Source organism: Fibrobacter sp. UWH6 (genome assembly GCF_900142465.1).
GTDB lineage: Bacteria > Fibrobacterota > Fibrobacteria > Fibrobacterales > Fibrobacteraceae > Fibrobacter.
On the sequence record NZ_FRAX01000020.1, the window covers coordinates 42,899 to 55,162 of the forward strand.

16 protein-coding genes are annotated in these 12,264 nt (G+C 48.8%); 8 read left to right on the top strand and 8 right to left on the bottom strand.

Annotation, left to right across the window (positions count from 1 at the left end; genetic code table 11):
• Positions 1-12 precede the first annotated feature (12 nt).
• The 5 genes from BUB73_RS14245 (at position 13) to BUB73_RS14265 (ending at position 2,255) form a co-directional block, all read left to right on the top strand.
• Positions 13-633, top strand: a complete 621-nt coding sequence (locus tag BUB73_RS14245) for a TetR/AcrR family transcriptional regulator (RefSeq protein WP_073161496.1) — start codon at positions 13-15, stop codon at positions 631-633.
• 2 nt (positions 634-635) lie between these two features.
• Positions 636-950: a TfoX/Sxy family protein gene (locus BUB73_RS14250; protein ID WP_073161497.1), complete on the top strand. Its 315-nt coding sequence runs from the start codon at positions 636-638 to the stop codon at positions 948-950.
• A 39-nt stretch (positions 951-989) separates the two neighbouring features.
• The gene (locus BUB73_RS14255) at positions 990-1,265 is read left to right on the top strand and encodes a zinc ribbon domain-containing protein (protein ID WP_073286873.1); all 276 of its coding nucleotides are present in this window, start codon (positions 990-992) and stop codon (positions 1,263-1,265) included.
• 9 nt (positions 1,266-1,274) lie between these two features.
• Positions 1,275-1,631 carry a DUF3795 domain-containing protein gene (locus BUB73_RS14260; protein WP_073286876.1) on the top strand — a complete coding sequence of 119 codons (357 nt, stop codon included), beginning with the start codon at positions 1,275-1,277 and terminating at the stop codon, positions 1,629-1,631.
• Positions 1,632-1,700: 69 nt separating this feature from the next.
• On the top strand, positions 1,701-2,255 hold the full coding sequence (locus tag BUB73_RS14265; RefSeq protein ID WP_083539805.1) for a LiaF domain-containing protein: 555 nt from the start codon (positions 1,701-1,703) through the stop codon (positions 2,253-2,255).
• A gap of 23 nt (positions 2,256-2,278) precedes the next feature.
• Here the strand turns inward: BUB73_RS14265 and tgt are convergent, their stop codons facing one another.
• Genes tgt through BUB73_RS14295 form a run of 6 tightly spaced genes read right to left on the bottom strand, consistent with a single transcriptional unit; the run spans position 2,279 to position 7,166 of the window.
• Positions 2,279-3,418 (bottom strand): tRNA guanosine(34) transglycosylase Tgt, encoded by a 1,140-nt coding sequence (gene tgt, locus BUB73_RS14270; protein WP_073161501.1) that lies wholly within the window; start codon positions 3,416-3,418, stop codon positions 2,279-2,281.
• A gap of 26 nt (positions 3,419-3,444) precedes the next feature.
• Entirely contained in the window at positions 3,445-4,392 is a 948-nt protein-coding gene (locus BUB73_RS17905) for a DapH/DapD/GlmU-related protein (RefSeq protein WP_083539806.1), read from the bottom strand.
• Positions 4,392-5,354 (bottom strand): diacylglycerol/lipid kinase family protein, encoded by a 963-nt coding sequence (locus BUB73_RS14280; protein WP_073161503.1) that lies wholly within the window; start codon positions 5,352-5,354, stop codon positions 4,392-4,394. The genes BUB73_RS17905 and BUB73_RS14280 overlap by 1 nt, the downstream gene beginning before the upstream one ends.
• Before the next feature lie 15 nt (positions 5,355-5,369).
• Positions 5,370-5,888: a gamma carbonic anhydrase family protein gene (locus BUB73_RS14285; RefSeq protein WP_073161504.1), complete on the bottom strand. Its 519-nt coding sequence runs from the start codon at positions 5,886-5,888 to the stop codon at positions 5,370-5,372.
• Between the two features lies 1 nt (position 5,889).
• Entirely contained in the window at positions 5,890-6,321 is a 432-nt protein-coding gene (locus tag BUB73_RS14290) for an acyl-CoA thioesterase (RefSeq protein WP_249269444.1), read from the bottom strand.
• A 14-nt stretch (positions 6,322-6,335) separates the two neighbouring features.
• The gene (locus BUB73_RS14295; protein WP_073286905.1) at positions 6,336-7,166 is read right to left on the bottom strand and encodes a pyridoxamine kinase; all 831 of its coding nucleotides are present in this window, start codon (positions 7,164-7,166) and stop codon (positions 6,336-6,338) included.
• A gap of 157 nt (positions 7,167-7,323) precedes the next feature.
• Here BUB73_RS14295 and glgB point away from each other — a divergent pair, with 157 nt between their 5' ends.
• The 3 genes from glgB to BUB73_RS18055 all read left to right on the top strand — a co-directional run bounded on the left by glgB (position 7,324) and on the right by BUB73_RS18055 (position 10,558).
• Positions 7,324-9,540 (top strand): 1,4-alpha-glucan branching protein GlgB, encoded by a 2,217-nt coding sequence (gene glgB, locus BUB73_RS14300; RefSeq protein ID WP_073286888.1) that lies wholly within the window; start codon positions 7,324-7,326, stop codon positions 9,538-9,540.
• 203 nt (positions 9,541-9,743) lie between these two features.
• A complete protein-coding gene (locus BUB73_RS17425) occupies positions 9,744-9,890 on the top strand; it encodes a hypothetical protein (RefSeq protein WP_158535535.1) in 147 nt (48 codons plus the stop codon).
• 53 nt (positions 9,891-9,943) lie between these two features.
• On the top strand, positions 9,944-10,558 hold the full coding sequence (locus BUB73_RS18055; RefSeq protein ID WP_073161507.1) for a prepilin-type N-terminal cleavage/methylation domain-containing protein: 615 nt from the start codon (positions 9,944-9,946) through the stop codon (positions 10,556-10,558).
• An 81-nt stretch (positions 10,559-10,639) separates the two neighbouring features.
• Here the strand turns inward: BUB73_RS18055 and BUB73_RS14310 are convergent, their stop codons facing one another.
• A complete protein-coding gene (locus BUB73_RS14310; protein WP_158535536.1) occupies positions 10,640-11,731 on the bottom strand; it encodes an FISUMP domain-containing protein in 1,092 nt (363 codons plus the stop codon).
• A gap of 167 nt (positions 11,732-11,898) precedes the next feature.
• The gene (locus BUB73_RS17860) at positions 11,899-12,024 is read right to left on the bottom strand and encodes a hypothetical protein (protein ID WP_256374942.1); all 126 of its coding nucleotides are present in this window, start codon (positions 12,022-12,024) and stop codon (positions 11,899-11,901) included.
• Positions 12,025-12,264 lie beyond the last annotated feature (240 nt).

The following is a 12,264-nucleotide window of genomic DNA, read 5'->3' on the forward strand; positions in this document are numbered from 1 at the left end:
GTTTGAACATTCATGAGTGAAACGCTTTCTACGAAGGAAAAGATTCTTGCCACGTCTCTGGATTTATTTGCAGAGAAGGGTTTTGAAGGTACGTCGGTGGATATGATTGCTGCCGCCATAGGGATTAAAGGTCCTTCGTTGTATAAGCATTTCAAGGGCAAGGCCGAAATTTTAGACGCCCTCATTACAAAGGTGAGTGGCTATTACACGACAAAGTTTGAAGACTCCGGTCATTTGGCACACCATGATCATAGAACAGATGATCTCCCCCGCTCCATAGAAGAATTGATCCATTCCACATTCGCAAGGATCAACTTTACTATGCACGATGAGACCGTCCAGAAAATGAGAAGGTTTCTGACTATTGAGCAATTTCGAAATTCAAGAATTGCAGAACTTGCAAACTTCCACAGCTATGAAGGATTGCACCAGAGATTCTCAAAGCTGTTTACGGCACTGATGAAGACAGGGCTGCTTGTGGAAGGTGACGCTAACATTATGGCTTTGGAATTTATCGCTCCAGTTTCCTTGATGATCCAGTCATACGACCGCGACCCGTCCAAGGAAAAAGAAATCGTAAAGAAAATCAAGGCTCATTTAAAGCACTTTGGCGATACTTACGGGAAGCAGTAATTATGTCCTGCAGCAATGAATTTATCGATTTCATTCAAGATGTCTTAAGTGATGTTGGCGATGTTCGTGCAAAGAAAATGTTCGGCGACTGGATGATTTATGTAGACGAAAAGCCTGTGGTTCTTGCATGCGATGACATGGCCTACGTGAAAAAATTGCCGGAAATTACAGACCTTATGGAAGAAGCGGAATGCGGAGTCCCTTATGAGGGAGCCAGGGAACATTACATCCTGGAAATGGAACAGCAGTCCCATGTTCGAGATGTAGTTCAAAAACTGGTGGAAGTCATACCAACACCGAAGAAAAAGAGGAAGTAACGAATTTCCGTTTAATAAGTGTTTAAAAGGAGAATTACAATGGATCAGAATCAGAAATTTTGTCAGAGCTGCGGCATGCCTCTCACTGCAGAAGTGATGGGTTCCAACGCTGATGGCAGCATGAACGAAGACTACTGCGTTTACTGCTACAAGGATGGCGCATTCCTTCAGAATTGCACCATGGAAGAAATGGTAGAACATTGCGCCCAGTTTGTGGACGAAGTGAACAAGCACATGCCCAAGCCCATGACCAAGGAAGAATACAAGCAGATGATGATGAATTACTTCCCCATGCTGAAGCGCTGGAAGAAATAAGGATTCTTTATGTGCAACTGTTCCAAAATGATTGCAATTTGCGGTTTAAACTGCGAAACTTGTGACGCCTATATCGCCACCAAAAACAACGACAATGAACTTCGCGCCCAGACCGCAAAGAAGTGGGCCGAGATGAACAACGCTCCGGAAATCACGCCGGAAACAATCAACTGCGCTGGATGCCGCGGCAATGGTGTCAAGTTCTATTTCTGTAGTCACCTCTGCCCCATCCGAAAATGCTGTACCGAAAAGGGCTTGGAACATTGTGGCCAATGTGCTGAAATGGACCGCTGTGAAACGGTCCAGATGATTCACGGCAACAATGCCGATGCAAAAAGCAATCTTTGCGGATTGAAAAAAATCTAAAATGAGGTGGCATTTTTTCTTTGGTCAGGTGTTTCAACAGTAAAAAGAAACATCCTCTCAGGAGAAAAAATGAAACGAGTATTTTTTGGATTGTTGGTTCTAGCTATTGGCGTAATGATGTTATTGCGAGCCATGGGAATTGAATCTTTTGACTGGTTCTTTAACATGGAATGGAAACCCTATATTTGGCCCATTGCTGTAATCCTTATCGGCATTGGCATCATTTTCCATAAGGCCCGCCATAAGCATTGCGACCACATGCGCGTTAAGGATTCTTCAGACGCCATGGACGAAAAAGGCTTCATGAAGATTGAAGCAACTCTTTCTGGTCATAAGTACAACTTGAAGGGTGAAGATTTTTCTGGAGCAAAGATTAATGCATTCCTGGGAGGAGTGTCCCTTGACCTTCGCAATGCAAACTTTGCAGACGAATCTGAAATTAAGATTGACGCCTTTATGGGTGGTGCAGAAATTTTCGTTCCCCAAGACATTCAAGTAAAGATTTACTCTTCCTGCATTTGCGGCGGCGTAAAGAATGATAAACCTGCTACCGTCACAGATTCAAGCAAGACCTTGCATGTTCATGCCGAATGCCTCTTCGGCGGCGTAGACATCAAGCGTTAACGCTCTGCGGTAAAGCTGTCAAACTAAAGATTGGTTTGCAGGATTTTCACCTGTTCGTCGGCCCATTCCTCGAAGGTGTCGTCGGCGATGTGGGCCTTGGCCTGCTGCATCAGGTGAATGTAGAAATGCAGATTATGAATCACCGAAAGAGTCCACCCCAGGGGCTCTTTTGCTTTATGCAGATGACGCATGTAGCCGCGGCTGTAGTTGCGGCAGCAATAGCAATCGCAGTTGGGGTCCAGGGGTGTTTTAAAGTCGTGGGCGAACTTCTGGTTCTTGTAGCGGAGAACGCCCTGGCTGGTGTAAACCAGACCATCCTGGGCGTTTTTGGCGGGCAGAATGCAGTCGCACATATCTACCCCGCGCTTGATCAATTCCAGAAGATTCCAGGGAGTGCCTACACCCATGACATAACGGGCGCGGTCTTCGGGCAAATGGTCGGTGCAGAAGTCCGCAATCTCGTACATGGTTTCCACTGGTTCGCCTACAGAGAGGCCGCCCATGGCATAACCGTCGGGACCCACTTCCTTAAGCGCCTCGATAGACTTCAGTCGCAGATCCTTGTGCATGCCGCCTTGGACAATGCCGAAAAAGTACTGCGGATAACCGTGGATAGGCGGATTCGCCTCCAGCCATTCCTTGGCCTCGCGAGTCCACTTGAGGGTCAGTCGCAAGGATTCGTCGGCTTCATCCACCGTGCTGGGGTACGGCGTGCATTCGTCAAAGGCCATGATGATATCCGCACCGATTTCCCGCTGGGCCTGCATGACGCTTGCGGGCGTGAACATATGCATGGAACCGTCTTGCAAACTCTTGAAGCGGACGCCTTCTTCGGTAATCTTGCGGAACTGCTTGAGACTCCAAACCTGGAATCCACCGCTGTCCGTAAGCATGGGACCGTCAAAACCCATGAACTTCTGGACGCCACCAGCCTCTGCCACGGTCTTTGTGCCCGGACGCAGGTAAAGGTGGTATGTGTTGGCCAGAATGATTTCCGCTTCCATCTCCTTGATGTCGCGGGAGGTAATCCCCTTGACGGTGGCGTTGGTGCCTACCGGCATAAAGATGGGCGTTGTCACGTCGCCGTGGGCGGTGTGAATCACCCCAAGGCGGGCCTTGGATTTCTTGGACGTCTTCTTCAATTCAAAGGGATTAGCGTTCATCAAGTAGAAAGGTAGAAAAAGAACATCTACTTCTTCAAGTTTTTCTTGGCCATGAGGCGAAGCTCCACCATTTGCCTGCGCCAGATGTCTGCATCGATGGCGGGGAATCCTGCCACGGTGCGACCTGCGGGAACGCTCTTGGTAACGCCGGCTTTCGCGGTGATAATAGCTCCGCGGCCAATGGTAAGATGACCTGCCGCTTTTGCACCACCGGCAATGTTCACGTCATCTTCTACGATGGTGGTGCCGCCTAATGCTGTTTGGGCGGCCATAAAGATATTGTTACCTAGAACGCAGTTGTGCCCGATTTGAACCATGGCATCAAAGTGACAATCGTTGCCGATGGTGGTGGGCGAAATAAAGCCTGCGGCCACTACGGTGTTTGCGCCGAAGCTGCAATTGTTTCCGATGTGGACTCCTGCCAGGTGCGGTACCATACGGCGCTTGCCCTGATATTCGTAGAAACCGAAACCGCGGCTACCGATTACTACTCCGGCCTGAAAGATGCAACCCTCCCCTATGACCACATTGGGGTAAACGACAACGTTGGCTTCTAGCTTACAGCCAGGACCTATGACGGCCCCCGGCATAATTACACAGCCTGGACCGATTTCTGCGGAAGGGGCAATATGAGCGGCTGCATCACCTGATGTTCCAGCCACTAAAGCGGAACCGTATTTTTCTAAAAAGCAGACCATGGAGTGGTAAGGATTTTCCACCGGAACCAGGCTGCGAACCTTTGGAAAAATTTTGCGGAGGTCGGCCGCGGTGCTGTCCTGGGAGGCGGCTTGCTGCATATTGGCGGGTACATAAAGCACACCGGCTTCGCACTTGCTTAAATCGTCTGCAGAAAAACCGTTTGCCCCTGTAATGCTCTTGACGTTCCCGGTCCAGAAACTGATATCTGTTGCAGTCGCTTTTTCCAGAGACGCGAATCCGTTGATTTCAACGCCTTCTACAATCACGGGTTTCATTAGGACCCCAGTGAGAGAATTTTGACTTTGCAGGCGTAATCGATCTTTACCTGATTTCCCAATTTACCGGTTAGATCTTCTCCGTCCAGCTGTAAAAATTCATCTTCCGCAAAATCAAGTGTCAGAGACTTCGCTTTCTTTGAAACGAGGAAAAACTTCTTGACGAAATTTCCTAAAAGCGGGACGGACCCAATGGCGATTGCTGCGAGGAACATGAACATGTTCGGCACGCAGACGACTTCTAATAGGCCGTCAGCCATGTCCGACTTGTAGAACGGTTGGGACCCGCCTGCAAAACTGGGAATGTTTCCTACGATGACTGTCCGATGCCCTGAAACATCCTGAGAATGTTCGACGTTTTCGGCGTCTATAAAACTGATTTTTCCCTGTTTTAGAGTGTAGTTCCTGTCGGCAAAGAAACGGTCTACGTAATGAATTCTGTTGGCGATAACGGAATTGGAATTGAATGCGCCCTGGGAGCGGTCTCTGTTAAAGTCGTGGGCGATTCGTGCGTCGATGCCGCCCGAAAAATAGTTGGCGAAGGCAATCTTCCCGTTCACCTTCCAGATGTCGAAAGGGCGAGCCTTGGATTGGAGAAGACGGCGGACCAGGAACAGCAAACCTTTATCGACGTACGGCTTGTAAAGGTTCAGAACTCGGGCAAGGTCGTTTCCGGTTCCCAGGGGAATCAAACCGATTTTTACGGTTTTTGCATATTCCGAAGACACCAGCACAGACAGCACCGAAGAAACGGTTCCGTCACCGCCTACGGCAATCAAGGTCTCTGTATTTTCAAGAGCATCTGTAATCTGCTTTTCCATACCCTCGTGAACGGTGAATTCAGCCTTCCACTGGTCATCCTTGTAATTCATGGATGCCATGATTTCGGGCAGGAACTTATAGATTTCCTTGCCCTGGCCACCGCCGCTAATTGGGTTTATAAGAAAAACAAACTTGTACACTAAAAATCCTCAGAATTAATACTGGTCTTGACGGAGTGCTTCCTTGATTTCGATGTAATGTTCTACGCCTTCGTTAAATTTACGAATTTCGTCATCGGTTAGTTGGCGGGCCACTCGCGCGGGGGATCCGACAATAAGACTTCCCTCGGGATATTCCTTGTTTTGAGGGACCAGGGACCCGGCGGCCACCACGGAATTCTTGCGGATGCGAGAACCATCCATCACGATGGCTCCCATTCCCACCAGCACATTGTCTTCGATGGTGCAGGCGTGGAGAACCGCATTGTGGCCCACGGTTACATTGTTGCCGACATGAACGCCCACATCTGTAGAAAGGTGGATGGTCACGTTATCCTGGATGTTGGTTCGCTTGCCAATTCGGATCTCGGCCAGGTCGGCTCGTATGACGGAGTTGTAAAATACAGAGGAATCATCCCCGATTTCCACATCACCAATTAGACGCGCTCCTTCTGCCAGGAATACGCGCTCTCCAATGACGGGCTTCTTGCCCTTGTACTCGATAATATTTGCCATACTATTTCAAGGTCCCGTAATGTGCCACCATTTCTGGTGAGATTGCCTTGGGGCGTCCGCGGTTCAAGTCCACCAACACCCATTGGGTCTCAGATTCAAAAATAATCTTACCGTCGCTGATTCGTTCAAAGCGACACTTTCGTTTGCTAACTACCGTTGTAAAAGAATCAACCCAGGTGGTTCCCTTGATTTCGTCGCCAAGGAAGGCCTGGTTCCTGTATTCGATATGCTGTACGCGAATCATCCAGCCGCAGTTCATTTCGCGCATGAGGGCTGTGCCGCCGCATTGCTCGGAGTGATTCTTCGAAATGTCCTGGATCCACTGGACAGACCATACATTGTTAAAATGATGGTTGTCGTCGATCATCTCGGGAGTGACCTTGAAAGTTTCAGTATGAACCAGAGGTTCCCAGTTGCTATTTTCTTCGGCCATCTTTTCCTCGACTGCTATTCGAATGATTTTACCAGGGTGGGTATCGCTAATTCAAATTTAACACCATACCAGTGATTTTCTGCGTCGTCAACCGTATTTTCTATGGCTTTTAGGGTAAAGTCTGCCGCAATTTTTACGGCTTCCATGGTGCTCTTGCCTCGCATCTTGGCTCCGGTAAAGGCCGAGGCATAGATGTCGCCGGTTCCATGGCACCACATTGAGACTTTTTTGTGCTCGTAATGGTTCAGCTCACCGTTTTCGTAAACGGCAATACCGGTGTAGCCTTCCCTGAAGCCGATGCCGGTCATGATGACGCTCTTTGTACCCAGGTCGCAGAGGCGCTTGCATAGTTCCGTAATGTAGGGGCGGTCATACTCTTCGGTATATTCCATGCCGGTCAGGTAGCTTGCCTCTGAAATGTTAGGGAGCAGTACGTCCGCTTCGGCGCAAAGGCGCTTCATGGCTTCAACGAAGTTCATGTCGAAACCGGCATAAAGCTTGCCTGCGTCGGCGAGAACCGGGTCTACAATGCGGAGAGCGCCCTGGCTGCCGGTGGTCTCCATGATTTCACGGACGATATCTACCTGGCGTACGCTTCCCAGGTAGCCTGTATAAAAAGCGTCAAACTTAATGCCTTCCTTCACCCAGTGATCTCGAATGGGCAGTAAATCGTCGGTCAGGTCCCTGAAGGTGTACCCCTTGAAACGTCCTGTATGGGTGCTAAGTACGGCCGACGGAAGCACGGCACACTCGATACCGCAGGCGGAAACGATAGGCAGGGCCACCGTAGAGGAACACTGGCCAAAGCAGGAAATATCCTGGATCGTAAGGACTCGCTTATACATGCGTCCAAATGTAGTAATTAAAGAGGCGAAGACGGATTTTCCAAGCGAATCCATAGGTTTAACGTGATAGGGCAAATATTTTTCAAAATATTTAAACCGTAATCTCATTGTAAAGAAAGTTTAAGTTATATTTCTCCTAAAAATATGGAGTATTTGTATGGATTGGAATCAGTTTACTAGCCTCACTTCCGATGATATGCAGGCTATTTGGAATTTCGGTACCAAGGATCCGTTCTCGATCCTCGGTATCCATCCGCTGAATACCGATAAGGGTGTTAAGACTGTTATCCGCACTTACCAGCCCCAGGCCAGCTACATCCGTGGCGAATCCTGCGACGGCGAGTTCGAGTTTGATTTTGTAAAGCTGGGCGATACCGGTTTCTTCGAAGCAGTCCTCGACAAGGATTACGAACCGTTCTTCTACAACCTGATTATCCGTCAGGGCGACGGTATTGAATATACCCTTACCGACCCTTACGCATTCCTCCCTGTGCTGTCTGACTTTGACCGCCACCTGATTGCCAGCGGAACCCATTACGAACTGTATCGTAAGCTGGGTGCCAATATTGTTGAACATCAGGGCTTCAAGGGCATCCATTTTGCAGTGTGGGCTCCCAATGCCCGCGCCGTTTCCGTCATCGGCAACTTCAACAGTTGGGATGGCCGCCGCCACCAGATGCGCATGCTTGGCGGATCCGGCATTTGGGAAATCTTCATCCCGAACCTGGGCGAAGGCGAACTGTACCGTTTCGAAATCCATGGTGCCGACGGCAACATCCACGTGAAGGTAGACCCTCTGGCAAAGCTTTCCGAAGTGCGTCCGGCAACCGCTTCCATTACCACCCATCTGGATGGTTACGAATGGGGCGACGACCTGTACATGTACACCCATTACGCTACCAAGGTCTTTGGTAGCCCCATGAACATCTACGAAGTCCACGCCGGTTCCTGGCGTCGCGACCCCGCAGATCCGGATCGTTTCCTGAACTGGGAAGAGTTGGCTGAAACCCTTATTCCTTACCTGAAGGAAATGGGTTATACTCATGTGGAATTCCTGCCCCTGGCAGAACACCCGCTGGATGAATCCTGGGGTTACCAGGTCACCGGTTACTACTCCCCCACCAGCCGCTACGGTACTCCCGACCAGTTCCGTAAGTTCGTGGACCTTTGCCACCAGAACGAAATCGGCGTGATTATCGACTGGGTCCCCGCCCACTTCCCCAAGGACGCTCATGCACTGGGCCGCTTCGACGGTACCGCCTGCTATGAACACGCTGACCCCCGCCAGGGCGAACACCCCCACTGGGGCACCTATATCTTTAACCTGGGCCGCAACGAAGTCAAGAACTTCCTCATTGCAAACGCAATGTACTGGCTCAAGGAATTCCACTGCGACGGCCTGCGCGTAGACGCCGTTGCAAGTATGCTGTACCTTGACTACGGTAAGGGCCCGGGCGAATGGGTTCCCAACAAGGACGGCGGAAACATCAACTACGATACTCTTGAATTCCTGAAGCACCTGAATAGCATCATGGGCCGCTTGACTCCCCATGCCATTCTCATTGCCGAAGAATCCACCAGCTTCCCCAGCATCACCCGTCCGCCAGAACAGGGCGGCCTGGGCTTCCACTACAAGTGGAACATGGGTTGGATGAACGACTTCCTCAGCTACATCCAGCACGAGCCCATCCATCGTAAGTATCACCACAACAGCCTCACCTTCAGCATGGTGTACGCCTACTCCGAAAACTTCATCCAGGTATTCAGCCACGACGAAGTTGTACACGGCAAGGGTTCCATGCTGGGCAAGATGCCTGGCGACAACTGGCAGAAGTTCGCAAACCTCCGTTTGACCTACGCCTTCCAGTACGCACATCCGGGCAAGAAGCTGAACTTCATGGGCAACGAATTCGGTCAGTTCCGTGAATGGTGCGAAAAGCGCTCCCTGGACTGGCACCTTGTCAGCTGGGATAGCCACGGCAAGATTCTCGCCATGATGAAGGACTTGAACCACGTCTATAAGGAAAACGCACCGTTCTGGGAAATCGACCATTACCATACCGGTTTCGAATGGATCTGGTGCGACGACGCCGACAACTCCATCGTCAGCTTCGTCCGTAAGGATGACCACGGCAACGAAATCCTCTGCGTATTCAACTTCACTCCGGTGGTCCGCAACGACTACCGCCTGGGTGCACCTACCGCCGGCAAGTGGAAGGAAATCTTCAACACCGACGCTAGTATCTATGGCGGCTCCAACGTGGGCAACATGGGCGAAGTCTGGACCGAACAGATTCCTTGGCAGAATCGCGCACAGAGCATGAACGTACAGGTCCCGCCCCTGGGCGCCGTATTCTTCAAGCTGGAAAAGTAATTGCAATCGTCATCCTGAGCGCCGTAGGCGCGAAGGATCCAAGCATTTAAAAAGACCTCTCGCATGTGAGGTCTTTTCTTTATGAAATAAAAATTCACCTGATCTCAAAAGTTCCACCACCACATTCCAGATTTCCTGACCAACACTAACAGTGGACCACGCTGGCCAAACTTTTCCTTGCCGCAAGCAAGGATCACGGCAACATGAAAGGCCGCCACGAACGCTACGCCTACACATTCCTGGGCATCATCAACGCCAGCATCCAGGCCTATTTCATGGGCCTCATAAAGCTAAATGACAGGGACGTCTACGACACCTGCCATCAGTTCATGCACGGAATTTTCTCATAGCCTTGCAGTTTTCCCTGAAAATTCATATTTTTCCATTGAATCAAGGAGTCAATATGAAGAAAGGTTTTACTCTAATTGAAATTATGGTGGTTGTAGTTGTTATGGGAATCCTTGCCGCCGTGGGAGTGCCAAAGATTTTCGGTCAGATCGAAAATGCCAAAATCGCTGTTGATATTCAATCATTGAGCGCCGTCAATACCGCAGTCGTTCACGCAACCCTTGACGATGGTTTTCAACAAGCATTTGACAAAACCATAAGCAACGACGAACGTGTCATGCGCATGAGAATTTCCTGGGCTATAGCAAACCAAAACAGCGACAAAGCTCAACTTCATAAACTTGTCGTTGAAGCAATTAAAGCAAATGCAGGCAGCAACTACATCGAATTAGGGAGCAAGACATCCTATTCCGACGGCAACGTTGCAGCCGTTTATCAAAGTAACTCGCTGAGAAAGAAGCAATTAGACATGATGGTCCTCATTGTAGAAAATAGCGGACACTTCAATATTGTCACGTTCCCCACAACTAGCGCAGGTAAAGATCCCATCGTCTATATGTATACTTATAGAGGTAGGCCTGTTGCCGCCGGGGACGTTCCCAAAGATGGCGAAGCCTGGGGAAACCAGAAAAAGAAGGTTACCTTCAAATACATCCCTCTAGAAGACTAAGTCACGCCCAAAACACTTTACAAAAAAGAGACGTCTTGAAAATCAAGACGCCTCTTTTTTTTACTAATTTATTTAATTACTTTATTCATCCTTCACGCAGCGAACGTAGCGACGACGCTTCTTGGGGAAATCATTACGGTCAATTTCCTTCGGCTGAATGTAACGTGTATAGACATTGGTCGATGCGGTATCGGCGCTTTCTGTCGCACTCCAAACATGCATACTAGCACCCAAATCCTTCCAACCAACATTGTTGTTGCCCTCAATGGCATAATGATACTTTCCGCCAGGAATTGCCGAGAACCCATAGTCATCTGTCATAGGATAATCGTCATACCCCTTCCAAGCACCATTAGGATCGCAAAGGCTTTGGCCTGCTGTAGCAACACCGTTGCTGGCATCTACAAAGTCGAACAAAGTTTGCCATTCTGCATCGGAAGGAATATGCCAACCCTTGGGGCAAATTCCACGATTGTAGCTCGTATCACTAATAACACCATCCTTCAGCGCAGATTGCGTCTGATACTTCTCATCAATCCCCATTGCCGTTGCCCATGTATACAAACGGCCATAGGTTTCACAGTTTTCAGGTTCATCGTTAAAGCACCAGCTAGAATCAATTCCAGTTGTTGCACGAAGATTTTCAGCCATCCACATCTGAGTGCCGATACCTACAGTCTTGTATGTATATCCATCATACTTTACAGTACCTTCGACACGATGCACTTCCGCAGACGAACTTGATTTCGGCTTGCTGCTTGAAGTCGATGATTTGGCAGTCGTGTTCTTGTCACTTGAACTACTCGACGATTTAAGACGAGACGCCTCTACTTCGCTATCTACCACCCACTTCCAAGTATGGGAGGTATCCTGAATGCAAACCATAGTGCTGTAACCGTATTCAAGAGTTGCATTTTCGTTACCCTTGTCGCAGCCCCGTTCAAAATAGACCTCGTTTTTACTGGCCTCAGTCCAGGAACTATCTCCTCGGCAGGCATAGGCCACATCCTTGGAATGGATAATGGAATAAAGATTCTTGTCATTACAGGCATCAACAAGGGAGCCGGCGACACAGTCCTGTTCATCGACATCATATTCTTCGCCCCTACACATTCCCGTGTTGATGTACTCCGAATTCGTGGAATGGCATCCCCAAAGAGAAAATAATGCCATTGAAGAAATTGAAAACTTTAAAAGATGATTTATCATAAAAAATCTCCTTTCTGCAAGAAACCTATAAAAAGCCACACCCCTTAAAAGTACAAAAATTTTTTATAAAAAAGAAGCATCCCATATTACAACATGGAATGCTCTTGTTTTATATGAGGTTACTACGGGTTTTAAAATTCGTTCTGTTTCTGCTGCTTGGCGTCTGCCTTGCCCGCCGTCTTCAGATGGCGGTAAACAGCGGGGTGTCCAGCAATGCTATGGACGGAGAGAAGGTTGGATGTTTCGGATACGGACACGCCGCTAGTTTCCGATTGGACTTGTTGATTTTTTAATAGAGGGTTTCTCATAAACCATATTCATTAGCTGATGGAATAAATATACGCTTTTTTTTGGCTCTTCATCAACATGTGTGGGTGGCTTCGCCACCCTTTTTTGTTGACATTCGCCTAAATTAAACAAAAAATGGGCTATTTTCTAAAATTTAATCGCCAAAAAAAACAGAAGAAAAAGCCCATGTCAAAATTATACAAATCCAT

What these genes read in the sequence shown, in the direction of transcription:
- BUB73_RS14245 (WP_073161496.1), top strand. Translation starts at nt 13, where the DNA reads ATGAGTGAAACGCTTTCTACGAAGGAAAAGATTCTTGCCACGTCTCTG.
- BUB73_RS14250 (WP_073161497.1), top strand. Translation starts at nt 636, where the DNA reads ATGTCCTGCAGCAATGAATTTATCGATTTCATTCAAGATGTCTTAAGT.
- BUB73_RS14255 (WP_073286873.1), top strand. Translation starts at nt 990, where the DNA reads ATGGATCAGAATCAGAAATTTTGTCAGAGCTGCGGCATGCCTCTCACT.
- BUB73_RS14260 (WP_073286876.1), top strand. Translation starts at nt 1,275, where the DNA reads ATGTGCAACTGTTCCAAAATGATTGCAATTTGCGGTTTAAACTGCGAA.
- BUB73_RS14265 (WP_083539805.1), top strand. Translation starts at nt 1,701, where the DNA reads ATGAAACGAGTATTTTTTGGATTGTTGGTTCTAGCTATTGGCGTAATG.
- tgt (WP_073161501.1), bottom strand. Translation starts at nt 3,418, where the DNA reads ATGAACGCTAATCCCTTTGAATTGAAGAAGACGTCCAAGAAATCCAAG.
- BUB73_RS17905 (WP_083539806.1), bottom strand. Translation starts at nt 4,392, where the DNA reads ATGAAACCCGTGATTGTAGAAGGCGTTGAAATCAACGGATTCGCGTCT.
- BUB73_RS14285 (WP_073161504.1), bottom strand. Translation starts at nt 5,888, where the DNA reads ATGGCAAATATTATCGAGTACAAGGGCAAGAAGCCCGTCATTGGAGAG.
- BUB73_RS14290 (WP_249269444.1), bottom strand. Translation starts at nt 6,321, where the DNA reads ATGGCCGAAGAAAATAGCAACTGGGAACCTCTGGTTCATACTGAAACT.
- BUB73_RS14295 (WP_073286905.1), bottom strand. Translation starts at nt 7,166, where the DNA reads ATGTATAAGCGAGTCCTTACGATCCAGGATATTTCCTGCTTTGGCCAG.
- glgB (WP_073286888.1), top strand. Translation starts at nt 7,324, where the DNA reads ATGGATTGGAATCAGTTTACTAGCCTCACTTCCGATGATATGCAGGCT.
- BUB73_RS17425 (WP_158535535.1), top strand. Translation starts at nt 9,744, where the DNA reads ATGAAAGGCCGCCACGAACGCTACGCCTACACATTCCTGGGCATCATC.
- BUB73_RS18055 (WP_073161507.1), top strand. Translation starts at nt 9,944, where the DNA reads ATGAAGAAAGGTTTTACTCTAATTGAAATTATGGTGGTTGTAGTTGTT.
- BUB73_RS14310 (WP_158535536.1), bottom strand. Translation starts at nt 11,731, where the DNA reads ATGGCATTATTTTCTCTTTGGGGATGCCATTCCACGAATTCGGAGTAC.